This window comes from Klenkia marina (assembly GCF_900101025.1).
Taxonomy (GTDB): Bacteria; Actinomycetota; Actinomycetes; order Mycobacteriales; family Geodermatophilaceae; genus Klenkia; species Klenkia marina.
Genome location: NZ_FMUH01000003.1, coordinates 125,188 through 146,578 on the forward strand (window position 1 = coordinate 125,188; position 21,391 = coordinate 146,578).

Sequence of the window (21,391 nt, forward strand, 5' to 3'; positions counted from 1 at the left end):
AGAACACCAGATGGCTACGGACTACTACGGCGTGCTCGGGCTCTCCCAGGGAGCCACCGACAAGGAGATCAAGAGCGCGTACCGCCGCAAGGCCCGCGACCTGCACCCCGACGTCAACCCCGACCCCGGGGCCAAGGAGGAGTTCCAGCAGGTCAGCCGGGCCTACGAGGCGCTGACCGACCCCGAGAAGCGGCGCATCGTCGACCTCGGCGGCGACCCGTTCGAGTCCGGCGGCGGCGGGGGCGGCAACCCGTTCGGCGGGGGAGCGGGCTTCGGCGGCCTGGGCGACATCATGGACGCCTTCTTCGGCGGCGGCGGGGCCACCCGCGGCCCGCGCAGCCGCACCCGGGCCGGGGGCGACGCCCTCATCCGGGTCGAGCTCGACCTCGACGAGACGGTCTTCGGCACCACCACCGACATCACCGTCGACACCGCCGTCCTGTGCACGCAGTGCACCGGCGCGGGCACCGCACCCGGCACCCACCCGGCGCAGTGCACCACCTGCAACGGCCGCGGCGAGGTGCAGAGCGTGCAGCGCTCGTTCCTGGGCCAGGTCGTCGCCTCCCGGCCGTGCCCCACCTGCGCCGGAACCGGCCAGGTCATCCCGCAGCCCTGCCCGCAGTGCGCCGGCGACGGCCGGGTGCGCGCCCGCCGCACCATTCCGGTCAAGGTGCCCGCCGGTGTCGAGGACGGCATGCGCATCCGGCTCTCGGGCCAGGGCGAGGTCGGCCCCGGCGGCGGCCCGGCCGGTGACCTGTACGTCGAGATCCACGAGCGCCCGCACGACGTCTTCACCCGGGACGGCGAGGACCTGCACTGCCGGGTCACGCTGCCGATGACGGCCGCCGCGCTGGGCACCACCCTCACGCTGCGCACCCTGGACGGCGACGAGCCGCTGGACATCAAGGCCGGCACCCAGTCCGGCTCGGTGCTCACCCTGCGCGCGCACGGCGCCCCCCGGCTGCGCGCCACCGGCCGCGGCAACCTTATGGTGCACGTCGACGTGCAGACCCCGACCAAGCTCGACGGCGAGCAGGAGGAGCTGCTGCGCAAGCTCGCCGCCGTCCGGGGCGAGGACCACCCCGAGGCCAGCCGGGCCCAGCACAACGGACTGTTCGGGCGGGTCCGCGACGCCTTCAACGGCCGATGACCGACCCCGGCACCCTCGCCCACGACGGCGCGCCGCTGTTCCTCGTCGACGAGCTGCCCGCCGGCGGCACGGTGCTGGTCACCGGGCACGAGGCGCGGCACGCCGTCGACGTCCTGCGGATGACGGCGGGGGAGCGGGTCCGGGTCGCCGACGGCGAGGGCACCCTGGTCGAGGGCGTGGTCGCCGCCGCTGGCCCCGAGGGGCTGCAGGTCGAGGTGCTGGCCCGGCACGACGTCCCCGCGCCGGAGCCGGAGCTCGTGCTCGTGCAGGCCCTGCCCAAGGGCGACCGCGGCCCGCTGGCCGTGGAGCTGGCCACCGAGCTGGGCGTCGACCGGATCGTGCCGTGGACCGCGGCGCGCTGCGTCACCCGCTGGCGCGACGACCGGGTCGACAAGGGGCTCGCCAAGTGGCGCGCGGCCGCCCGCGCGGCCAGCAAGCAGGCCCGCCGGCCGCGCATCCCCGAGGTCACCGGGCCGATGAGCACCCGCGAGGTGTGCGGACTGCTCGGGGAGACCGACCTCGCGCTGGTGCTGCACGAGCAGGCCCGCCGTCCCTTCGCCGGCGTCGACGTGCCCTCCGAGGGCGTCGTGGCGGTCGTCGTGGGGCCCGAGGGCGGCATCACCGACGGCGAGGTGGTCGCCTTCCGCGCCGCGGGCGCGGAGGTCGTGCGCCTGGGCGACGAGGTGCTGCGGACGTCGACCGCCGGGCCTGCCGCCCTCGCCGCGCTGTCGGCACGCACCCGCTGGTCCTGACATCTAGGGTCGCGCACGTGACCGACTGCCTGTTCTGCCGCATGGTCGCCGGGGAGATCCCCGCCGACGTCGTGCACGAGACCGAGCGCACGCTGGCCTTCCGGGACATCAACCCGCAGGCCCCCACCCACGTGCTGGTGATCCCCAAGGACCACCACGCCACGGCCGGGCTGCTCGTGGGCGCGGACCCCGAGCTGCTGGCCGAGGTGGTGGCCGCCGCGCACGCGGTCGCCGTCCAGGAGGGGCTGGCCACCGAGTCCGCCCCCGAGCCCGGCTACCGCCTGGTCTTCAACTCCGGCCCGGCTGCCGGGCAGACCGTGCACCACGTGCACGGCCACGTGCTGGGCGGCCGCGACCTGGGCTGGCCGCCCGGCTGAGCTGCTGGATGATCGGGGCGTGACCACCACCGCAGCCCCCGTCCGCATCGAGCGCGACGGGGACGTCGCCGTCCTCGTCCTGGACAACCCACCGCTCAACCTCTTCGACGCGGCCACCTTCGACGCGCTCGAGGCGCGGGTCGCCGAGCTGGTCGCGCTCACCGACCCCGGTCGCCCCGACCGGGCCCGCGCGGTGCTGGTGCGCGCCGAGGGCAAGGTGGTCTCCGGCGGGGTCGACGTCGCGCTGTTCGCCGACGTCGCCGAGGGCCCCGACGCCGCCCGCGTGGGCGGTGACCTGTGGGCCCGGCTGCTGCGCGCGGTGCAGGCGCTCGAGGACCTCCCGGTGCCCACCGTCTTCGCCGCGCACGGCCTCACCCTCACCGCGGCCTTCGAGATCGCGCTGGCCTGCGACCTGCTCGTGGCCGCCGAGCGGGCCTCGTTCGGGCTGGTCGAGATCGTCGTGGGCCTGACGCCGTCGATGGGTGGACCGCAGCGGCTGGCCGAGCGGGCCGGCAGCGCCCGGGCCAAGGAACTGGTCCTCACCGGTGAGCGGTACGACGCCACCACCCTGCACGGGTGGGGCGTGGTGAACCGGGTGCTGCCGACCGAGGGCTTCGCCGAGGCGGCGCTGGCCCTGGCGCGGCAGGTGGCCGCGGGCCCGACCGTCGCCCACGCGGCCACCAAGACGATCGTCGCGACCGCGGTGCGCGAGGGCGTCCGGGCTGCCGACGACGTCGTCCCCGCGGCGTCCGGTGCACTGTTCGCCACCGAGGACCTGCGCGGCGCCGTGGCCTCGTTCCTGGCCGACGGGCCGGGCAAGGCCACCCACAGGGGGCGGTGACCCGGGAAACCCGACGCCGGGCCACCGGCACCGGCGTAGGCTCACCCCGGTCACATCCCCGTCGCAGGAAGGCAGGGTCGAGCGTTCTTGCCCGACACCTCTCCGAGCTCCACCCCGGCCGCGGGCGCTGCCCCGGTGCGGACGTCGATCACCGTGCCCGAGTCGATCCCGATGGTGGCCCTGCTGGGCTCCGGGGACGAACTCCTCCGGCTGGTCGAGACCGAGCTCACCGCCGACGTCCACGTGCGCGGCAACGAGATCACGCTGACCGGCGCCCCGGGTGACACCGCCTTCGCCGTCCGGGTGCTCGACGAGCTGATCGCCCTGGTGCGTCGCGGCCAGACCCTGCGCCCCGACGAGGTGCGCCGCGTCGTCGGCATGCTGCGCGCCGGCGGCAGCGAGCGCCCGGCCGAGGTGCTCAGCCTCGACATCATCAGCCGCCGGGGCCGCACGATCCGGCCCAAGACGCTCAACCAGAAGCACTACGTCGACGCCATCGACCGCAACACCGTCGTCTTCGGCATCGGCCCGGCCGGTACCGGCAAGACCTACCTGGCCATGGCCAAGGCGGTGCAGGCGCTGCAGACCAAGCAGGTCGACCGCATCATCCTCACCCGCCCCGCGGTCGAGGCCGGCGAGCGGCTGGGCTTCCTGCCCGGCACGCTGAGCGAGAAGATCGACCCCTACCTGCGGCCGCTGTACGACGCGCTCCACGACATGGTCGACCCCGAGTCGATCCCGCGGCTCATGCAGTCGGGCACCATCGAGGTCGCCCCGCTGGCCTACATGCGCGGCCGGTCGCTGAACAGCTCGTTCGTCATCCTCGACGAGGCGCAGAACACCACCGCCGAGCAGATGAAGATGTTCCTCACCCGGCTGGGCTTCGGCTCCAAGATGGTCGTCACCGGCGACGTCACGCAGGTCGACCTGCCCGGTGGGGCGCAGTCGGGCCTGCGGGTGGTGCGCACCATCCTCGGCGACGTCGACGACATCCACTTCTCCGAGCTGACCAGCTCCGACGTCGTCCGGCACCGGCTGGTCGGCGACATCGTCGAGGCCTACGAGCGCTACGACGTCGCCACCGCGTCCCGCACCACCGACCCCGTCCGCGGCACCGGCCCGCGGCGGCAGAAGGGCAGCTGACCCGTGGCCGTCGAGGTCGCCAACGAGTCCGAGATCGCCGTCGACGAGACGTCGCTGACCGGCATCTGCCGGTTCGTCCTCGCCGAGATGGGCGTCAGCCCGCTCGCCGAGCTGTCGGTGCTGTGCGTCGACGTCGAGTACATGGCCAGCCTGCACGAGCGGTGGATGGGCGAGAAGGGCCCCACCGACGTGCTCGCCTTCCCCATGGACGAGCTCGACACCAAGCGCCCCGACGACCCCGAGCCCGGCCCCGAGCTGCTCGGTGACGTCGTGCTCTGCCCCGCGGTCGCGATCCGGCAGGCCCGCGCGGCCGGCCACACGATGGACGACGAGCTGCTGCTGCTGGCCACACACGGCGTGCTGCACATCCTGGGCTACGACCACATGGAGCCCGACGAGGAGAAGGAGATGTTCGGTCTGCAGGCCGACCTCCTCAAGAAGTTCGCCGCGGTGCCCCGGGACCAGGTCACGGGTGAGGAGACCGCGCCGCGATGAGCTCCACCGCGATCACCCTCCTGGTGATCGCCGTCCTGCTCGTCCCCGTCGCCGGGGTGTTCGCCGCGGTGGACTCGGCGCTCACCGGGATCTCCCGGGCCCGGGTCGAGACGCTGCGCCGCGACGGCGTGCGTCGCGCCGACGCCCTGCTCGCGGTGCTGGCCGACCGCCCCCGGCACGTCTCGTTGCTGCTCCTGCTGAGGATCGCCTGCGAGATGACCGCGGCGGTGCTGATCGGCGTCATCCTCTTCGTGCAGTTCGACGGCGTGGGCGCCGGGGTGGTCACCGCCGCCGCGGTGATGACGGTGGTCAGCTACGTGCTGGTCGGGGTGGGGCCGCGCACGCTGGGCCGGCAGCACGCCTACTCGATCGCACTGGCCGCCGCCGGTCCCACCAGGCTGCTGGGCCGGCTGCTCGGACCGGTCTCGACGCTGCTGATCCTGGTCGGCAACGCGATCACCCCCGGCCGCGGGTTCCGCGACGGCCCGTTCTCCACCGAGGTGGAGCTGCGCGAACTGGTCGACATGGCCGAGGAGCGCGGGGTCGTCGAGAGCGACGAGCGCGACATGATCCAGTCGGTGTTCTCCCTCGGCGACACCATCGCCCGCGAGGTGATGGTGCCCCGGCCCGACGTCGTGTTCGTCGAGAGCACCAAGAGCCTGCGGCAGACGCTGGCCCTCGCGCTGCGCAGCGGGTTCAGCCGCATCCCGGTGATCGGCGAGAACGTCGACGACATCGTCGGGGTCGTGTACCTCAAGGACCTCGTGCGGCGCACCCAGGGCGACCAGGACGTGAGCCGCATCCGGGTCGAGGAGATCATGCGGCCGGCGTCGTTCGTGCCCGAGTCCAAGCCGGTCGACGTCCTGCTGCGGGACATGCAGGCCCGGCGCATCCACATGGCCGTCGTGGTCGACGAGTACGGCGGCTTCGCCGGGCTGCTGACGATCGAGGACATCCTCGAGGAGATCGTCGGCGAGATCGACGATGAGCACGACGCCGTGCAGCGCCCGCCGGTCGAGGAACTGCCCGACGGCTCCTACCGGGTCACCGCACGGCTGCCGGTCGAGGACCTCGCCGACCTGTTCCGCGTCGAGCTGCCCGACGACGACGACGTGGAGACCGTCGGGGGTCTGCTCGCCCGGGCCATCGGACGCGTGCCCATCGAGGGCTCGGAGACGGTGGTCGGTGAGCTGCACCTGCTCGCCGAGAGCACCGGCGGGCGGCGCAACCAGATCGACACGATGCTGGTGCGGCGGGTCGAGGAGCCGGCCGAGGAGCCCGAGGACGACGGCGACGAGCCGGCGGCCGACCCCGACGAGGAGGAGCGCGCCGAGCGGCGGGCCCGCCGCAAGCGGGAGAAGAAGGAGGCGGCTGCGGCGGCCGCCGCCGCCGAGGTGCCGGTGGACGAGCCCGACGAGGCTGCGAAGCTGTCCGGGTGACCGACCTGCAGCCCGAGGACCAGAAGCTCGTCACGCTCGCCCGTTCGGCCCGCGGCCGCACCGGGGCGCCCGAGGGGGCCGCGGTCCGCGACACCGACGGCCGCACCTACCTCGCCGCCACCGTCTCGCTGCCCTCGCTGCAGCTGTCGGCGCTGCAGGCCGCCGTGGCCGCTGCGGTGTCCTCCGGCGTCGAGGGCCTGGAGGCGGCCGCGGTCGTCTCCGGCGCCGGCGCGGTGGAGGTGGCCGGCCTGGCCGCCGTCCACGACCTGACGGCCGACGCCCCGGTGCACCTGGCCGCCCCCGACGGCACGGTGGTCCTCACCGCCTGACGGCGGCGGTCGCCCGCCGCCGTCGCCGAGTGCGCAGTTGCGGTCGCAACACCCGCAGGACACGCCGACCCGGGCGACCGCACCTGCACACTCAGCCCCAGGACGGCGGCCCCGGTCACCGGTCAGGCCAGCGGGTGGCCGAGGGCGTCGGCGAACGCCTCGGGGTCGCGGACCCACACGGTGAACGCGCGGCCGGCCGCGCCGTCGGCGGACAGGTGCCGGACGACGACCCGGCGGCGGCCGGGCCACCACCCACCCCGGCGCTTCGCCCGCGGCCAGCCGGCGGGAGCACGGGCCGCGACGACGTCCTCGACCAGCACGAGCGGCACGACGCCGAAGGAGGACGTCTGGCGCAGCCCGGCGATGTCGGTGGACACCGCGTGGTCGGAGACGGTGAAGCGGCTCGTGGCCAGCACGAGGACGAGCAGCCCGAGGACGACGGCCAGCGGGGCCTCCTGCCGGGCAGCCGGCCAGCCGCTGATCAGCCCCAGCGCGAGCAGCCAGACGACGACCGCGGCGACGGTGGCCAGCGCCACGCCGGGGCTGACCAGGTTGTACTGCCAGTACCGCAGCGGGGCCGGGGTGACGGTGACCGACCGCTTGGGCCCGCGCCGGGCGAGGAAGCCGTAGCTGGTCACCTGGCTGATGTGCCGCTCCCGGTCGACGGCGGCGCGCACCGCGGGCGGCTCCTCGTCCGGTCTGCGTGGTCTGCGGGCCATGGTGTCCATCCTCGCAAGCGTTGTCGGACCCCGGTGGGAGGATGGTCGGCGTGAGCACCCCCGACGCGCCGTACCGCAGCGGCTTCGTGGCCCTGGTGGGCCGGCCCAACGCGGGCAAGACCACGCTCACCAACCGCCTGGTGGGCGACAAGGTGGGCATCGTCAGCAACCGCCCGCAGACCACCCGGCACGCCATCCGCGGCGTGGTGCACCGCCCCGAGGGCCAGCTGGTGCTCGTCGACACCCCCGGGCTGCACAAGCCCAAGAGCCTGCTGGGCCAGCGGCTCAACGACGTCGTGCGCGACACCCTCACCGAGGTCGACGTCATCGTGTTCTGCATCCCGGCCGACCAGCCGGTGGGCGCCGGTGACGCGTTCATCGCCCGCCAGCTGAAGAACGTGAGCACCCCCGTCGTCCTGGTGGTCACCAAGACCGACGCGGCGTCCAAGAAGCAGATCACCGCGCAGCTGGTCGCCGCCTCGCAGCTGGTCGAGGCGCGCGAGGTGGTGCCGGTCAGCGCGGTGGCCGACGAGCAGGTCGACCTGCTCGCCGACCTGCTCATCGGCATGCTGCCCGAGGGCCCCGCCCTGTACCCCGACGACCAGCTCACCGACGACGACCTCGAGCGGCAGATCGCCGAGCTGGTGCGCGAGGCAGCGCTGGAGAAGGTGCGCCAGGAGGTCCCGCACTCCCTCGCGGTCAGCGTCGAGGAGATCGTGCGCAAGCCCGACCCCCGCGACCCCGAGGCCGTGTTCACCGAGCTGCACGTGCTGCTGCACTGCGAGCGGGCGAGCCAGAAGCCGATGCTGCTGGGCAAGGGCGGGGCCACCATCAAGGCCATCGGCAGCGAGGCCCGGGTGGGGCTGGAGCACCTGCTCGGCGGCCGGGTGCACCTGGCCCTGCACGTCACCGTGCTGGGGGAGTGGCAGGACGACCCCAAGAAGCTGCAACGGCTGGGCTATTGAGCAGCCGAGGCGACGCAGGAGCCGAGCCGTGAGCACGGTCCCCAAGTCGTTGTACCGCGACGAGGGCGTGGTGCTCCGGGTGCAGAAGCTCGGCGAGGCCGACCGCATCGTCACCGTGCTCACCCGCCGCACGGGCAAGGTGCGCGCGGTGGCCAAGGGCGTGCGGCGCACGAAGAGCAAGTTCGGCGCCCGGCTCGAGCCGTTCAGCCACGTCGACCTGCAGCTGTACACCGGCCGCAACCTCGACATCGTGAGCCAGGCCGAGTCGCTGCACTCCTACGGCCCGAAGATCGTGGGTGACTACCGCGCCTACACCGCCGGCACCGCGGTGCTCGAGACCGCCGACCGGCTCACCGCCGAGGAGAAGGAACCGTCGCTGCGCATGTTCCTGCTGGTCATCGGCGCGCTGCGCAGCCTGGCCGGGCAGGCGCACCCGCCTGGCCTGGTGCTCGACGCCTTCTTGCTGCGGGCCATGTCGGTGGCCGGCTGGGAACCGGCGCTCACCGACTGCGCGCGGTGCGCCGAGCCGGGCCCGCACCGGCACTTCTCGGTGCCCGGTGGCGGCATGGTGTGCCCGGCGTGCCGGCCCACCGGTTCGTCGCTGCCCAGTCCGGTGACCGTCGAGCTGCTCGAGGCGCTGCTCACCGGCGACTGGACGACGGCCGAGGCCAGCCAGGGGATCAACCGACGTGAGGGGAGCGGGCTCGTGGCCGCGCTGCTGCAGTGGCACCTCGAGCGCGGGCTGCGCTCGCTGAGCCTGGTGGACCGCACGTGAAGCGGGCCGTCCGTCCGCCGAACCCGCACCCCTCCGGCGCGCAGCCCCCGGCCATCCCGCGCGACAAGGTGCCGCACCACGTCGCCGTCGTCATGGACGGCAACGGCCGGTGGGCCAAGCAGCGCGGGTTGCCGCGCACCAAGGGCCACGAGGCCGGTGAGTCCTCGCTGTTCGACTGCGTCGAGGGCGCCATCGAGCTCGGCGTCGGTGCGATCAGCGCCTACGCGTTCTCCACCGAGAACTGGAAGCGCAGCCCCGAGGAGGTCCGCTTCCTCATGGGCTTCAACCGCGACGTCATCCGACGCCGGCGCGACGAGATGCACGAGCTCGGGGTCCGGGTGCGGTGGGCCGGCCGCCGTCCGAGGCTGTGGGGGTCGGTGATCAAGGAGCTCGAGATCGCCGAGGAGCTCACCCGCGACAACGACGTCCTCACGCTCACGATGTGCGTGAACTACGGCGGGCGGGCCGAGATCGCCGACGCCGCCGCCGCCATCGGCCGCGAGGTGGCGGCGGGCCGGCTCGACCCGGGCAAGATCACCGAGAAGACCGTCGCCCGGTTCCTCGACGAGCCCGACATGCCCGACGTCGACCTGTTCCTGCGCAGCTCGGGGGAGAACCGCACGTCGAACTTCCTGCTCTGGCAGAGCGCCTACGCCGAGCTGGTGTTCCAGGACGTGCTGTGGCCCGACTTCGACCGCCGGCACCTGTGGGCGGCCTGCGAGGAGTACGCCTCGCGACAGCGCCGCTTCGGGTCGGCGTAGTCGGCCTGGTCGGTTCAGCCGCCGAAGCGGGCGCCGTCGCCGGACCACCAGGTGGTGAGGTCGGCCAGGCCCCGGCCGCCGGTGCCCGCGTCGACGGAGGCGACCACGAGCACCTGGTCGTCGTCCTGGGTCCAGAACAGCACGGCGTCGCCGCGCGGGTTGGCGTAGCAGGCCACCCGGCCGGCGACCTGGCGCTGGTCGTCGCGCCAGTAGTAGTAGCCCTGGGATCCGGGGCAGGTCTGCGACGTCGACAGCGGGGCGAGGTCCTGCTCGTCGACCATGCGCAGGAACGCCGAGTCGGCAGCGCCGGAGTCCTCGAAGCGCGACACCTGCACGGCCGAGGGGCCTGGCTGGGTCGGGCTGGGCCCGCAGTCGAGCCGGGCGGTCTCGCCCAGGGTCGACGGGTCGCCCGAGGCGCAGTCGGCGATGGCCGCGGGCAGCAGCCCCCGCAGCTCGGCCTCGGCCGCCGAGGTGGTCGGGGCGGCGGTGCTGGTGGGTGACGGGTCGCCGCCCGACCCGCCCGAGGTCGCGACCACGGCCACCACGGCGGCGACCGCGGCGGCCGCGCCGGCACCTGCGGCCCAGGGCACCCACCGACGGCGGCGCGTGGGCGAGGGGCCGGTGACCGCACCGGTCGGCGACGGGGCCGGAGCCCAGCCCGGTGCCTGGGTGGAGGTGGGGCCCCAGCCCGGACCGGACATGCCCACGGCCTGCGGGGTGGGCGGCGGCGGGCCCGGCGCGGTCGCCGTCTCCAGCTGCGGGGTGACGCCCCCCGAGGACAGCGCGGCGCGGGCCGCGGCAGCCATCGCCCCGGCGGTGGGCCAGCGCTGGGCCGGGTCCTTGGCCAACCCGCGCGCGACGACCTCGTCGAGCCCGCCGGGCAGCCCGCCGCGCAGCGCGGACACCGGCGGCGGCGCGGTGTTGAGGTGGGCGTACATCATCGTGGCGAGGTCGTTGCCGGTGAACGGACGACGGCCGACCAGGCACTCGAACAGCACGCACGCCAGGGAGTAGACGTCGGTGCGGCCGTCGATGGGGCGCTCCATGAAGCGCTCGGGGGCCATGTAGTCGAAGGAGCCCACCGCCGACCCGGTCTGCGTGAGCTGCCGGCTCTGCGCGTCCGATGCCGACCACGCGATGCCGAAGTCGACGAGGTACACGAACTCGTCGCCGGGCTCGCCGGTCACGAGGATGTTCGAGGGCTTCACGTCGCGGTGCACCAGGCCCTCGGCGTGCGCGGCGTCCAGCGCGCGGGCCACCTGCCCGACCACGGCCACGGCCCGCGCCGGGGGCAGCGCGCCCTGGGTGTGCAGCAGGTCGCCCAGGTCGATGCCGCTGACCAGGCGCATGTCCAGGAACAGCCGGCCGTCGATCTCGCCGTAGCGGTGGATGGGGATGACGTGCGGCTCGTTGAGCCGGGCCACGGCGTGGGCCTCGCGGCGGAACCGCTCGCGGAAGTCGTCGTCGCCGGCCGTGGTGGTGGACAGCAGCTTGAGGGCGACGGTGCGGCGGTGCTCGGTGTCGTAGGCCCGGTGGACCTCGCCCATGCCGCCGCGCCCGATCAGGGCCTCGATGCGGTAGGGCCCGAACCGGTCGGACTCCACGGGCCTCCTCCACATCTCGGCGCCGCGGCCGCGGCGTCGTGCAGATGGTAAGCGGCACCACCCGGTCCCGTCGGACGCCGGCGGTGCGCGGCCCGGCGTCAGCCGACCTGGAAGTCGCTCTTGGCCGAGTCCTTCCACCACTCCCACAGGGCGGCGAGGTCCGTCGCGCCGTCGGACACGGCCACGTAGCCCTCGGCCAGGGCGTCCTCCTGCGTCCAGAAGATGATCCCGTAGCCGTCGTCGTCGACATAGCAGGCGACCGAGCCGGCCTCGACCCCCGAGCTGTCGTCGTAGTCCAGCCAGCCCGGGGTGCCCGGGCAGCCGGAGTCGACGTCGACGCGGGACAGCCCGTTGCGGTCGACGTCGCCCTGGAAGGCATCACGCAGGGTGTCGACGTCGGGGTAGCCGTAGAAGCGGGCGGCCTCGGGGCCGGTGCCCGAGATCGCCTCACCGCACTCGACGGCGGCCTCCGCGCCGTCGCCCGGGAGCGTGTACTCCTCGCAGTCCTGCTCCTCGAAGTCGCCGGGCAGCCGCTCGAGGAGGGCCTCGGTCGGGGACGGCTCGTCGGGGGTCGAGGTCGCCGTGCTCGTGGGGCCGGCGCTGGAGGTGGGGACGTCGGCCGTGGTGGTCGGCGCGGCGGTGACCACCGGGTCGGACCCCCCGCCGCCGCGGGTGGCGACGACGGCCACGACCACCAGCACCGCGACGACGACGGTGGCGGCGAGCGCGACCAGCAGCCCCCTGCTCGCCCGCTGCGGGGCCGGCGCACTCCACGCCGGCTGCCCGATGCCCGGCGGGGGGACCGGTGGCGACCCCCACGAACCGGGGCCGGGGCCCTGCCCGGCCGCCGGGGCGAAGCCGCCGCCGGTGCCCGGACCGGTGGACGGCGGACCGAACCCCGTGCGCCCGAAGCCCTGCGCGCCCACGCCGTGGGCGCCGGGCCCCGGGCCGGACCCGCCGCCGGTGCCGCCGAACCCGCCGCCCGTGCCCCCACCCGTGCCCCCACCCGTGCCCCCACCCGTGCCGGGGGACCCGCCCGACGGGTCGGTGAACCCGACGGTGGTGGGACGCCCGTACGGGCCCGCCCCGCCCGGGGGCGCCTGCGGGACGGCGACCGCCCAGCCCGCGTTCCCCGCGCCGGCGAGGGAGGCCCGCGCGGCGGCGGCCAGCTCGCCGGCGCTGGACCAGCGGGCGGCCGGGTCCTTGGCGAGCCCGCGCGCCACCACGGCGTCGAGCTGGGCGGGCAGGCCCGGCGCCACCGCCGATGGCGCCTCGGGCCGGGTGTTGACGTGGGCGAACATCTGCGCGGCCAGGCCGGTCGTCTGGAAGGGCCGGCGGCCGGTGAGGCACTCGAAGAGCACGCAGGCCAGAGCGTAGACGTCGACCCGGTGGTCGATCTCGCGCTCGAGGAAGCGTTCGGGGGCCATGTAGTCGAAGGAGCCCAGCGCCGCCCCGGTCTGGGTCAGCGCGGGACCCTGCGAGTCGGTCGTGGAGCGGGCGATGCCGAAGTCGACGAGGTAGGCGAACTCGCCGTCGCCGCTGCCGGTGAGCAGCACGTTGGACGGCTTGACGTCGCGGTGCACCAGGCCGTCGGCGTGCGCGGCGTCCAGCGCCTGGGCCACCTGGCTGGTGATGGACACGGCGCGGGCGGGGGAGAACCGGCCTTCCCGCGCGACGACGGCGGCGACGTCCTCGCCCCGGACCAGGCGCATGTCCAGGAAGAGCCGGCCGTCGATCTCGCCGTAGCGGTGGATGGGCACCACGTGCGGCTCGTTGAGCCGGGCGGCCAGGTGGGCCTCGCGGCGGAAGCGCTCGCGGTAGCCCCGGTCGGCGGCCAGGTGCTCGGACAGCACCTTGAGCGCGACGGTGCGCTCGTGCTCGGTGTCGTGGGCGCGGTAGACCTCGCCCATGCCGCCCCGGCCGATGAGCGCCTCGATGCGGTACGGGCCGAACTGCTCGGTCTGCACCGCGCCCCCTCCGGCCTCCGTGGGTCGGTGCCCACCGGCTGCGGAGTCTAGGGAACGATGCCGTCCGGTCCAACGGTCGCGCCTGCGGCGCGGCACTCGGCGCAGGTGCCGAAGATCTCCAGCGTGTGGCTGACGTCGGCGAAGCCGTGCTCCTCGGCGGTGCGGTCGGCCCAGCGCTCGACGGCGGGGCCGGCCACCTCGACCGTGCGGCCGCAGCTGCGGCACACGAGGTGGTGGTGGTGCCGGGTGCTGCAGCGGCGGTACAGCGCCTCGCCGGCGTCGGTGCGGATGGAGTCCAGCTCGCCGTCCTCGGCCAGGGCCTGCACCGCCCGGTAGACCGTCGACAGACCGACCGAGTCACCGGCGGCGCGCAGGCGGGCGTGCACCTCCTGGGCGCTGTGGAAGCCCTCGAGGTCGTCGAAGATCGCGGCGACCGCCGTGCGCTGCCGGGTGGTGCGGACCATCAGGCGATCGTCGCAGACGGCCGGACGTCGGCGGCGGCACCGGCGTGGGCGGCGTGCTCGATCGCGTCGCGGACGATGTGCCCGACGTGGTTGTCGACCAGCCGGTAGTGCACCTCGCGGTGCTTGCGGTCGCCGACTACGAGCCGGGCACCACGCAGCACCCGCAGGTGCTGGGAGACCAGCGGCTGGGGGACGCCGAGGGCGTCGACGAGCTGGTGGACGCACAGCGTGCCGTGCTCGTCGAGCAGGGCGACGATCGACAGGCGCAGCGGCGCGGCCAGTGCCGAGAGCAGTTCGCTGGCCGCGGCGACGTCGTCGGGGAGCCGGCGGGGGAGCGGGAGCGGGGCGACCGACATGCCACCATCGTCCCGCATATGAGAACCGTTGTCGAACGAGGAGGTCGTCGTGTTCGTGGTGACCAGGTTCCGCCCGCCCGACCGTGCGGCGCTGCTGGCCGACGGGGCGGTCCTGCTCGACGCCCTGCGTGCCCGGCCCGGCTTCCTCGGCGGTGAGTTCGGCACGGCCGCCGACGACGACGGCCTGTGCGCCCTGCTCACCACCTGGGAGGGCGTGGGCGCCTACCGCCGTGCGCTGTCGGCCGCCGAGGTGAAGATCGCCGGTGCACCGGTCTGGGTGCACGCCGTCGACGAACCCGGGGTCTACCTGGATTCATGAGCTGGCGGGGGCCGTCTAGCGTTGCAGGGCAACCGCCGACCGCCAGCCGGATGGAGATCCTCCGTGAGCACCGCCCCGCACGACCCCGCCCGCCTCGACAAGGTGGTCAACCTCTGCAAGCGCCGGGGGTTCGTCTTCCCCTCGGGGGAGATCTACGGCGGCACCCGCTCCGCCTGGGACTACGGCCCGCTGGGCGTCGAGCTCAAGGAGAACATCAAGAAGCAGTGGTGGCGCACCGTCGTGCAGAGCCGTGACGACATCGTCGGGCTCGACTCCTCGGTCATCCTGCCGCGCCAGACCTGGGTCGCCTCGGGCCACGTCGGGGTCTTCACCGACCCGCTGACCGAGTGCCTGAACTGCCACAAGCGGTTCCGCGCCGACCACCTCGAGGAGGCCTTCGAGGCCAAGAAGGGCCGCCTGCCCGAGGGCCTGACCGAGATCACCTGCCCCAACTGCGGGGTGACCGGGTCCTGGACCGAGCCGCGCGACTTCAACATGATGCTCAAGACCCACCTCGGGCCGGTCGAGGACGAGTCCGGGCTGCACTACCTGCGCCCGGAGACCGCGCAGGGCATCTTCGTGAACTTCGCCAACGTCATGGGTGCCGCGCGCAAGAAGCCGCCGTTCGGCATCGGCCAGATCGGCAAGAGCTTCCGCAACGAGATCACCCCGGGCAACTTCATCTTCCGCACCCGCGAGTTCGAGCAGATGGAGATGGAGTTCTTCGTCAAGCCCGGCGACGACGAGACCTGGCACCAGTACTGGATCGACGAGCGCACCCGCTGGTACACCGACCTCGGCATCGACGCGGACAACCTGCGGCACTTCGAGCACCCGGCCGAGAAGCTGTCGCACTACTCCAAGCGCACCGTCGACATCGAGTACCGCTTCGGCTTCCAGGGCTCGGAGTGGGGCGAGCTCGAGGGCATCGCCAACCGCACCGACTTCGACCTGAGCACGCACTCGGAGCACTCGGGCACCGACCTCTCGTACTTCGACCAGACCACCAACGAGCGCTGGACGCCCTACGTCATCGAGCCCGCAGCCGGGCTCACCCGCTCGCTCATGGCCTTCCTGGTCGAGGCCTACCGCGAGGACGAGGCCCCCAACGCCAAGGGCGGCGTCGACACCCGCACCGTGCTGGCGCTGGACCCGCGGCTGGCGCCGGTCAAGGCCGCGGTCCTGCCGCTGTCGCGCAACGCCGACCTCTCGCCCAAGGCCCGTGACCTGGCCGCCGAGCTGCGCAAGAACTGGAACGTCGAGTTCGACGACGCCGGCGCCATCGGCCGCCGGTACCGCCGCCAGGACGAGATCGGCACCCCGTTCTGCCTCACGGTCGACTTCGACACCCTCACCGACGACGCGGTGACCATCCGCGAGCGCGACACCATGACCCAGGAGCGCGTCGCCCTCTCGCAGGTGACGTCCTACCTGGGCGCCCGCCTCGTCGGCTGCTGATCCGCTCGGCTCCCGGGGTCCGGTGCTGCGCTCCCACGCGCGTCACCGGCCCCCGGGGAGCAGCACCAGCGGGCAGCGACCGCGCGGGTGCGCTCCTACGCCGGGGCGGTGCGCATCGCCGAGCAGAACGGGTGGCTAGGGCCCCGCCTACCCTGGAGCGGTGACCGCCGTCCTCGACTCCCGACTCGCGCCCCTGCAGCTGGGCGCGCTGACCGTCGACCCGGCCGTCGTCCTCGCTCCCATGGCCGGCATCACCAACCCGGCGTTCCGCACGCTGTGCCGCGAGTTCGGCGCCGGTCTGTACGTCTGCGAGATGATCACCACGAGGGCGCTCGTCGAGCGCAACGAGAAGACCCTGCGCATGGTGCGGGCCACCGCCGAGGAGCGCGACGCGTTCAGCGTGCAGCTCTACGGCGTCGACCCGGCCACCGTGGGCCGCGCCGTCACGATGCTGGTCGACGAGGGCGTCGCCGGCACCCGCCCGGCGCACGTCGACCTGAACTTCGGCTGCCCGGTGCCCAAGGTGACCCGCAAGGGCGGGGGCTCGGCGCTGCCGTGGCGCCGCCGGTTGTTCGGCGACATCGTCACCGCCGCCGTGCGGGCCGCCGGCGACGTGCCGGTGACGGTCAAGACCCGGGTGGGCATCGACCCCGAGCACCACACCTACCTCGACGCCGGGCGCATCGCGCAGGACGCCGGGGCCGCGGCGATCACGCTGCACGGCCGCACCGCCGACCAGCTCTACAGCGGCACCGCCGACTGGTCCTACATCTCGCGGCTGGTCGAGGCCGTCGACATCCCGGTGCTGGGCAACGGCGACGTCTGGGAGGCCGACGACGCCCTGCGCATGGTCGCCGAGACCGGCTGCGCGGGCGTGGTCGTGGGCCGCGGGTGCCTGGGCCGGCCGTGGCTGTTCGGCGACCTCGCGGCGGCGTTCGCCGGTTCGTCCGAGCGGGCCCTCCCGACGCTGCGCGAGGTGGCGGCCGTCATGCACCGGCACGCCACCCTGCTGACCGCCGAGCACGGCGAGCAGCACGGCTGCGCCGACTTCCGCAAGCACGTCGCCTGGTACCTGAAGGGCTTCTCGGTCGGCTCCACCACCCGCCGGGCGCTGGCCATGGTCAGCTCGCTCGACGAGCTGGCCGAGCTGCTGGCCGGCATCGACGACCAGCCCTACCCGGCCGCCGTGCTCGGTGAGCCGCGCGGGCGCACCACCCCGCCCCGGCCCGTGGCGTTGCCCGAGGGGTGGCTGGACGACCGCGACGACCCCCGCCCGCCCCGGGGTGCCGAGCTGGAGGTCAGCGGCGGATGAGCGCCCCCGACTACCTGTACGACGACGACCCCCAGCCACTGCACGCCGGGCGTGGGCGCTCCCGCAAGGGTCTGCTGGTCGCCCTGGGCGTGGGCACCGTCGCGGTCGCCATGGGCGCGGCCGTGGTGCTGCCGCTGTTCCAGGGCAGCGGCGCCGACCAGGCCGCCGAGGTGGCCACCGTGTTCACCCGCGCCATGGCCGCCGGCGACACCGAGACCTCGTGGGGTCTGCTGTGCGAGGACGAGCAGGCCCGGCTGGCCCCCGACGAGGTGGCCGACGCCTACCAGCTGCCCGGCACCGCCACGGTCGGCGACCCGGTCGAGGGCGAGCTCGACGGCCAGCTGGCCGAGGTCGTCCCCGTGACCTGGGACGACGGCGGCACGAGCACCACCGTGCAGCTCACCGTCATCGCCCAGGACGGCGCGAAGGTGTGCGGATCCAGCACCTGAGCAGCCGGCACGTGGTACCCATGTCCGCATGGTCGGAGGCTTCGTGGGGCGCGCCGTGGGTGCCGTCGTCCTCGCCGTCGGGCTGGTCGTCGTCTCCACCGCGACCGCCATCTGGTGGACGGCGCGGCAGGACGCCGAACCGCGGTCGGACGCCATCGTCGTCCTGGGCTCCGCGCAGTACAACGGCGTGCCCAGCTCGATCTTCGAGGCCCGCCTCGAGCACGCCCTGGCGCTGTGGCGCGACGGGGTCGCACCCGTCGTGGTGACCGTGGGCGGCAAGCGCAGCGGCGACGAGTTCACCGAGGCCGAGGCCGGCCGCGACTACCTGCGCGCCGCGGGCGTCCCCGCCGACGAGCTCGTCGCGGTCACCGACGGCGTCGACACCCTGGAGAGCATGCGGCTGGTCGCCGCCGAGTTCGCCGAGCGCGGCTGGTCGACCGCGGTGCTGGTGACCGACCCCTGGCACGCGATGCGCGCCGAGCGCATGGCCGACGACTCCGGCATCGACGCGGCCAGCTCGCCCACGCGGCAGGGCCCGGCGGTGCAGACCCGCGGCACGCAGTTCCGCTACATCCTGCGCGAGACGGCCGCCTACCTGCTCTACCGCGCGACCGGCGAGAGCGTCGCCGGCGCTCCGGGCATCGGATGATCACCTACACGCTGGTGGCCGCCGGGCACCGGGGTGCCGAGGCAGGGGTGCAACCGGTCGTCGTGGGCGGCGAGGGCGACAAGGACGCCACGGGCGGGCAGCAGGTCGCCACCCTGGCGCCGCGCTTCTGGCGCGAGCGGGCCCTGGCCGTCGTGGACGGCACCGAGTGGGTCTACGGCCGGGAGACCGGCGACCTGGGTGGCCGGCTCCGCGCGGACCCCGAGCACACCGCGCGGTTGCGCGCCGTGCGCACCTCGTTCTGGACCGGTCGGCACGAGGTGGACCTCGAGGGCGCGGTGCTGCAGGTCAAGGCCGGCTCGCGTGCCCACGTCTGGACGGCGGGGGACGAGGTGGTGGGCCGCGGCGGACGGATCGGCTTCTGGAGCCCGGTGCTCACCCTGGAGCTGCGCGAGGACGTCCCGCTGCGGCACGCGGTCTTCCTGCTCTGGCTCGAGCACGTGTTCACCCGCCGCAACCAGGCAGCAGCCGCCGCGGCATGACGACGTGGCCCGGCGCCGGGCAGCAGGTCGTGCGAGGACGGGCGTCGGTGCACCGGGTGGCCCGGCGCTGGGATGATGGTGCGACGGGCGGCCGCTGGGCCGGCCCGGGGAGGGGACCAGTGCAGGGGACAGGCCGTCATGGCGGGTGAGCGGCGCGGCCGCATCCGGGCCGCCGACATCGCGACCGTGCGCGAGCGGGCCAAGATCGACGAGGTGGTCGGCGAGCACCTGCAGCTCAAGCGCGCCGGCGGCGGGTCGCTGAAGGGCCTGTGCCCGTTCCACGACGAGAAGTCGCCGTCGTTCCACGTCACCCCCTCGCGCGCCCTGTACTACTGCTTCGGGTGCGGCGCCGGCGGCGACGTCATCAAGTTCGTGCAGGAGATCGACCACCTCTCGTTCTCCGAGGCCGTCGAGCTGCTGGCCGGCCGGGCCGGCATCCAGCTGCAGTACGAGGACGACGGCGGGCGGCCCACCGGGGCTCCCGACCGCGCCGCGGCCGGCCAGCGCGCCCGGCTGGTCGCCGCCAACACCGCCGCCGCGGAGTTCTACCGGCAGCAGTTGGCCACCCCCGACGCCGCGATCGCCCGCACCTTCCTGGCCCAGCGGGGGTTCACCCGCGAGATGGCGGCCGACTTCGACTGCGGCTTCGCCCCTGCGGGCTGGGACACCCTCACCAAGCACCTGCGGCAGGCCGGATTCAGCCAGCAGGAGCTGGAGACGGCTGGGTTGTCGAAGCAGTCCTCGCGGGGCACCTCCATCGACCGCTTCCACCGGCGCCTGCTGTGGCCCATCCGCGACATCACCGGCGACGTCATCGGGTTCGGCGCCCGCAAGCTCGCCGACGACGACCCGGGGCCGAAGTACCTCAACACCCCCGAGACCCCGCTCTACAAGAAGTCCACCGTGCTCTACGGCGTCGAGCGGGCCAAGCGCGACATCGCCCGCCAGCACCGGGCCGTCGTCGTCGAGGGCTACACCGACGTGATGGCCTGCCACATCGCCGGCGTCACCACCGCGGTCGCCTCCTGCGGCACCGCCTTCGGCGCCGAGCACATCAACGTGCTGCGGCGGCTGCTCATGGACCAGGACGAGTTCCGCGGCGAGGTCGTCTACTGCTTCGACGGCGACAAGGCCGGCCAGGCCGCGGCGATGAAGACCTTCGCCGAGGACCAGCGGTTCGTCGGCCAGACCTTCGTCGCCGTCGAGCCCGACGGCCGCGACCCGTGCGAGCTGCGCCAGGCGCACGGCGACGCCGCGGTGCGCGACCTGGTGGCGCGTCGGGTGCCGCTGATCGCCTTCGTGCTGAAGACGACGCTGGCCGACTACGACCTGGACACCGTCGAGGGCCGGGTGCACGCGCTGGACAAGGCCGTGCCGATGGTCGCCCAGATCAAGGACCACGCCCTGCGGCCTGCCTACGCCCGCCAGCTGGCCGGCATGCTCGGCAACACCGACGAGGCCGAGGTGCTCGAGCGCGTGCGGGCGGTGACCGGCGAGGGGGCATCCAACGGGCGCCCCCGCCCGCGGCAGAAGGCGCCGGCGCGCTCCGCCGACGACACCGCGGCGTTCATCGAGCGCGAGGCGGTGAAGACCGCGTTGCAGTGCCCCGAGCTCGCCGGTCCGGTCTTCGACGCCATCGCCCCCGAGTCGTGGACCCACCCCGAGTACGGCGCGGTCGCCGCGGCGGTGGCCGCGGCCGGCGGTGCGGCGGGGGCGACCGTCGGTGGAGCGGCGTGGATCGACCAGGTGGGTGCCGTCGCCGCGTCCGACGACGTCCGCCGGTTGCTGCCGGCGCTCGCCGTCGAGGCGCTGAAGTCCCCGGCCGAGGAACCTGACAGCGGGTACGTGCACGCCGTGCTCACCCGGTTGCAGGAGATGGCCACCGTGCGCCGGGTGACCGAGACCAAGGGCCGGCTGCAGCGGATGAACCCGGTCGAGGACCCCGAGGGCTACACCAAGGTGTTCGGTCAGCTGCTGGCGCTGGAGCAGGAGGCGCGCTCGCTGCGCGAACGGGCGATCGGTGGGCTGGCGTGAGCCTGCTGCGCCGGCTCGCCCAACGCTTCGGCCGCCCGCCGACCGAGGTCACCGAGGCGGCCGGCGGCACCGACGTCCTGGCCTGGGGGGCGCGCCGGGACGGCGGCTGGTTGGTGGCCACGTCGGCCGGCCTGCAGGCCGTGCCCGAGGGCGACCTGCTGCCCTGGCACCTGGTCGGGCACGCCCGGTGGACCGCCGCCGAGACCGGTGGCACGTTCGCCGTCACGCCGCTGGTCGAGGTCGAACCCGGCGTGCAGGCCCGCGGGCCGGTGACCCGGCACGTGCTCACCGACGCCGGCGAGCTGCCGGCCGTGGTGCGCCGACGGGTGGACCAGAGCGTGGTAGCCAGCAAGCGGCACCCGCTGCCGGCCGGTGGGGGAGTGCTGCTGGTGGCCCGCCGGGTACCCGGTCAGGCCGCCCGCGAGTGGAGCGTGGTGTTCGACCACGACGCCGACCGCGACGACCCCGCCGCCCGCGAGGTCGCCCGGGCGCGGCTGGCCGAGGCGGTCGACTCCGAGGACGCCAGCCGCTGA

The 21,391-nt window shown here is 74.3% G+C and carries 24 protein-coding genes; 19 read left to right on the top strand and 5 right to left on the bottom strand.

The annotated features are described in order from the left end of the window. Window positions 1-10 precede the first annotated feature (10 nt). The 8 genes from dnaJ (at window position 11) to BLP29_RS10240 (ending at window position 6,526) form a co-directional block, all read left to right on the top strand. A complete protein-coding gene (gene dnaJ / locus BLP29_RS10205; RefSeq protein WP_092803638.1) occupies window positions 11-1,150 on the top strand; it encodes a molecular chaperone DnaJ in 1,140 nt (379 codons plus the stop codon). Beyond that, window positions 1,147-1,902: a 16S rRNA (uracil(1498)-N(3))-methyltransferase gene (locus BLP29_RS10210; RefSeq protein WP_092803641.1), complete on the top strand. Its 756-nt coding sequence runs from the start codon at window positions 1,147-1,149 to the stop codon at window positions 1,900-1,902. The genes dnaJ and BLP29_RS10210 overlap by 4 nt, the downstream gene beginning before the upstream one ends. Before the next feature lie 17 nt (window positions 1,903-1,919). After that, window positions 1,920-2,279 carry a histidine triad nucleotide-binding protein gene (locus tag BLP29_RS10215; RefSeq protein WP_243469850.1) on the top strand — a complete coding sequence of 120 codons (360 nt, stop codon included), beginning with the start codon at window positions 1,920-1,922 and terminating at the stop codon, window positions 2,277-2,279. Between the two features lie 19 nt (window positions 2,280-2,298). Further along, window positions 2,299-3,120, top strand: coding sequence for an enoyl-CoA hydratase/isomerase family protein (locus BLP29_RS10220; RefSeq protein ID WP_092803644.1), 822 nt, complete (start codon window positions 2,299-2,301; stop codon window positions 3,118-3,120). Between the two features lie 87 nt (window positions 3,121-3,207). Further along, window positions 3,208-4,263 carry a PhoH family protein gene (locus BLP29_RS10225; protein WP_243469851.1) on the top strand — a complete coding sequence of 352 codons (1,056 nt, stop codon included), beginning with the start codon at window positions 3,208-3,210 and terminating at the stop codon, window positions 4,261-4,263. Window positions 4,264-4,266: 3 nt separating this feature from the next. After that, on the top strand, window positions 4,267-4,758 hold the full coding sequence (ybeY, locus tag BLP29_RS10230) for an rRNA maturation RNase YbeY (RefSeq protein ID WP_092803647.1): 492 nt from the start codon (window positions 4,267-4,269) through the stop codon (window positions 4,756-4,758). Next, window positions 4,755-6,197 carry a hemolysin family protein gene (locus BLP29_RS10235; protein ID WP_092803650.1) on the top strand — a complete coding sequence of 481 codons (1,443 nt, stop codon included), beginning with the start codon at window positions 4,755-4,757 and terminating at the stop codon, window positions 6,195-6,197. Before ybeY ends, BLP29_RS10235 begins: the two co-directional genes overlap by 4 nt. Then, window positions 6,194-6,526, top strand: coding sequence for a cytidine deaminase (locus tag BLP29_RS10240; protein ID WP_092803653.1), 333 nt, complete (start codon window positions 6,194-6,196; stop codon window positions 6,524-6,526). The genes BLP29_RS10235 and BLP29_RS10240 overlap by 4 nt, the downstream gene beginning before the upstream one ends. 122 nt (window positions 6,527-6,648) lie before the next feature. Here BLP29_RS10240 and BLP29_RS10245 read toward each other — a convergent pair whose 3' ends face one another. Beyond that, the gene (locus BLP29_RS10245) at window positions 6,649-7,245 is read right to left on the bottom strand and encodes a hypothetical protein (protein ID WP_133379116.1); all 597 of its coding nucleotides are present in this window, start codon (window positions 7,243-7,245) and stop codon (window positions 6,649-6,651) included. Between the two features lie 41 nt (window positions 7,246-7,286). Here BLP29_RS10245 and era point away from each other — a divergent pair, with 41 nt between their 5' ends. Genes era through BLP29_RS10260 form a run of 3 tightly spaced genes read left to right on the top strand, consistent with a single transcriptional unit; the run spans window position 7,287 to window position 9,746 of the window. After that, window positions 7,287-8,210, top strand: a complete 924-nt coding sequence (gene era / locus BLP29_RS10250; protein ID WP_207798422.1) for a GTPase Era — start codon at window positions 7,287-7,289, stop codon at window positions 8,208-8,210. Between the two features lie 28 nt (window positions 8,211-8,238). Next, window positions 8,239-8,985, top strand: a complete 747-nt coding sequence (gene recO / locus BLP29_RS10255) for a DNA repair protein RecO (protein WP_092803663.1) — start codon at window positions 8,239-8,241, stop codon at window positions 8,983-8,985. Next, the gene (locus BLP29_RS10260; RefSeq protein ID WP_207798423.1) at window positions 8,982-9,746 is read left to right on the top strand and encodes an isoprenyl transferase; all 765 of its coding nucleotides are present in this window, start codon (window positions 8,982-8,984) and stop codon (window positions 9,744-9,746) included. Before recO ends, BLP29_RS10260 begins: the two co-directional genes overlap by 4 nt. 14 nt (window positions 9,747-9,760) lie before the next feature. On the opposite strand, the gene BLP29_RS21245 is transcribed toward BLP29_RS10260, so the two are convergent. From BLP29_RS21245 to BLP29_RS10280, 4 genes are all read right to left on the bottom strand, one after another. Next, complete coding sequence (locus tag BLP29_RS21245; RefSeq protein ID WP_207798424.1) at window positions 9,761-11,350, bottom strand: serine/threonine-protein kinase; 1,590 nt, start codon at window positions 11,348-11,350, stop codon at window positions 9,761-9,763. Between the two features lie 98 nt (window positions 11,351-11,448). Further along, window positions 11,449-13,317: a serine/threonine-protein kinase gene (locus BLP29_RS21250; RefSeq protein ID WP_207798425.1), complete on the bottom strand. Its 1,869-nt coding sequence runs from the start codon at window positions 13,315-13,317 to the stop codon at window positions 11,449-11,451. A 47-nt stretch (window positions 13,318-13,364) separates the two neighbouring features. Beyond that, the gene (locus BLP29_RS10275) at window positions 13,365-13,781 is read right to left on the bottom strand and encodes a Fur family transcriptional regulator (RefSeq protein WP_092803673.1); all 417 of its coding nucleotides are present in this window, start codon (window positions 13,779-13,781) and stop codon (window positions 13,365-13,367) included. Then, window positions 13,781-14,137 carry an ArsR/SmtB family transcription factor gene (locus BLP29_RS10280; protein WP_243469852.1) on the bottom strand — a complete coding sequence of 119 codons (357 nt, stop codon included), beginning with the start codon at window positions 14,135-14,137 and terminating at the stop codon, window positions 13,781-13,783. Before BLP29_RS10280 ends, BLP29_RS10275 begins: the two co-directional genes overlap by 1 nt. A gap of 49 nt (window positions 14,138-14,186) precedes the next feature. On the opposite strand from BLP29_RS10280, the gene BLP29_RS10285 reads away from it, so the two are divergent. The 8 genes from BLP29_RS10285 to BLP29_RS10320 all read left to right on the top strand — a co-directional run bounded on the left by BLP29_RS10285 (window position 14,187) and on the right by BLP29_RS10320 (window position 21,391). Continuing rightward, window positions 14,187-14,456 (top strand): antibiotic biosynthesis monooxygenase, encoded by a 270-nt coding sequence (locus tag BLP29_RS10285; RefSeq protein ID WP_092803679.1) that lies wholly within the window; start codon window positions 14,187-14,189, stop codon window positions 14,454-14,456. Window positions 14,457-14,519: 63 nt separating this feature from the next. After that, the gene (locus BLP29_RS10290; RefSeq protein ID WP_092803682.1) at window positions 14,520-15,914 is read left to right on the top strand and encodes a glycine--tRNA ligase; all 1,395 of its coding nucleotides are present in this window, start codon (window positions 14,520-14,522) and stop codon (window positions 15,912-15,914) included. 160 nt (window positions 15,915-16,074) lie between these two features. Beyond that, window positions 16,075-17,226, top strand: coding sequence for a tRNA dihydrouridine synthase DusB (gene dusB, locus BLP29_RS10295; protein ID WP_092803685.1), 1,152 nt, complete (start codon window positions 16,075-16,077; stop codon window positions 17,224-17,226). Then, entirely contained in the window at window positions 17,223-17,675 is a 453-nt protein-coding gene (locus BLP29_RS10300) for an Rv0361 family membrane protein (protein ID WP_092803688.1), read from the top strand. Before dusB ends, BLP29_RS10300 begins: the two co-directional genes overlap by 4 nt. Before the next feature lie 28 nt (window positions 17,676-17,703). Continuing rightward, complete coding sequence (locus BLP29_RS10305; RefSeq protein ID WP_092803691.1) at window positions 17,704-18,324, top strand: YdcF family protein; 621 nt, start codon at window positions 17,704-17,706, stop codon at window positions 18,322-18,324. Beyond that, window positions 18,321-18,824: a hypothetical protein gene (locus tag BLP29_RS10310; protein WP_092803694.1), complete on the top strand. Its 504-nt coding sequence runs from the start codon at window positions 18,321-18,323 to the stop codon at window positions 18,822-18,824. Before BLP29_RS10305 ends, BLP29_RS10310 begins: the two co-directional genes overlap by 4 nt. Before the next feature lie 138 nt (window positions 18,825-18,962). Further along, window positions 18,963-20,858 (top strand): DNA primase, encoded by a 1,896-nt coding sequence (gene dnaG, locus BLP29_RS10315; RefSeq protein ID WP_092803698.1) that lies wholly within the window; start codon window positions 18,963-18,965, stop codon window positions 20,856-20,858. Next, a complete protein-coding gene (locus tag BLP29_RS10320) occupies window positions 20,855-21,391 on the top strand; it encodes a hypothetical protein (RefSeq protein ID WP_092803701.1) in 537 nt (178 codons plus the stop codon). Before dnaG ends, BLP29_RS10320 begins: the two co-directional genes overlap by 4 nt.

Coding starts and splice junctions, on each gene's coding strand:
- BLP29_RS10305 (WP_092803691.1), top strand. CDS start 17,704: ATGGTCGGAGGCTTCGTGGGGCGCGCCGTGGGTGCCGTCGTCCTCGCC.
- dnaG (WP_092803698.1), top strand. CDS start 18,963: ATGGCGGGTGAGCGGCGCGGCCGCATCCGGGCCGCCGACATCGCGACC.
- dnaJ (WP_092803638.1), top strand. CDS start 11: ATGGCTACGGACTACTACGGCGTGCTCGGGCTCTCCCAGGGAGCCACC.
- BLP29_RS10210 (WP_092803641.1), top strand. CDS start 1,147: ATGACCGACCCCGGCACCCTCGCCCACGACGGCGCGCCGCTGTTCCTC.
- BLP29_RS10280 (WP_243469852.1), bottom strand. CDS start 14,137: ATGTCGGTCGCCCCGCTCCCGCTCCCCCGCCGGCTCCCCGACGACGTC.
- BLP29_RS10310 (WP_092803694.1), top strand. CDS start 18,321: ATGATCACCTACACGCTGGTGGCCGCCGGGCACCGGGGTGCCGAGGCA.
- BLP29_RS10245 (WP_133379116.1), bottom strand. CDS start 7,245: ATGGCCCGCAGACCACGCAGACCGGACGAGGAGCCGCCCGCGGTGCGC.
- era (WP_207798422.1), top strand. CDS start 7,287: ATGGTCGGCGTGAGCACCCCCGACGCGCCGTACCGCAGCGGCTTCGTG.
- BLP29_RS10235 (WP_092803650.1), top strand. CDS start 4,755: ATGAGCTCCACCGCGATCACCCTCCTGGTGATCGCCGTCCTGCTCGTC.
- BLP29_RS10300 (WP_092803688.1), top strand. CDS start 17,223: ATGAGCGCCCCCGACTACCTGTACGACGACGACCCCCAGCCACTGCAC.
- BLP29_RS10275 (WP_092803673.1), bottom strand. CDS start 13,781: ATGGTCCGCACCACCCGGCAGCGCACGGCGGTCGCCGCGATCTTCGAC.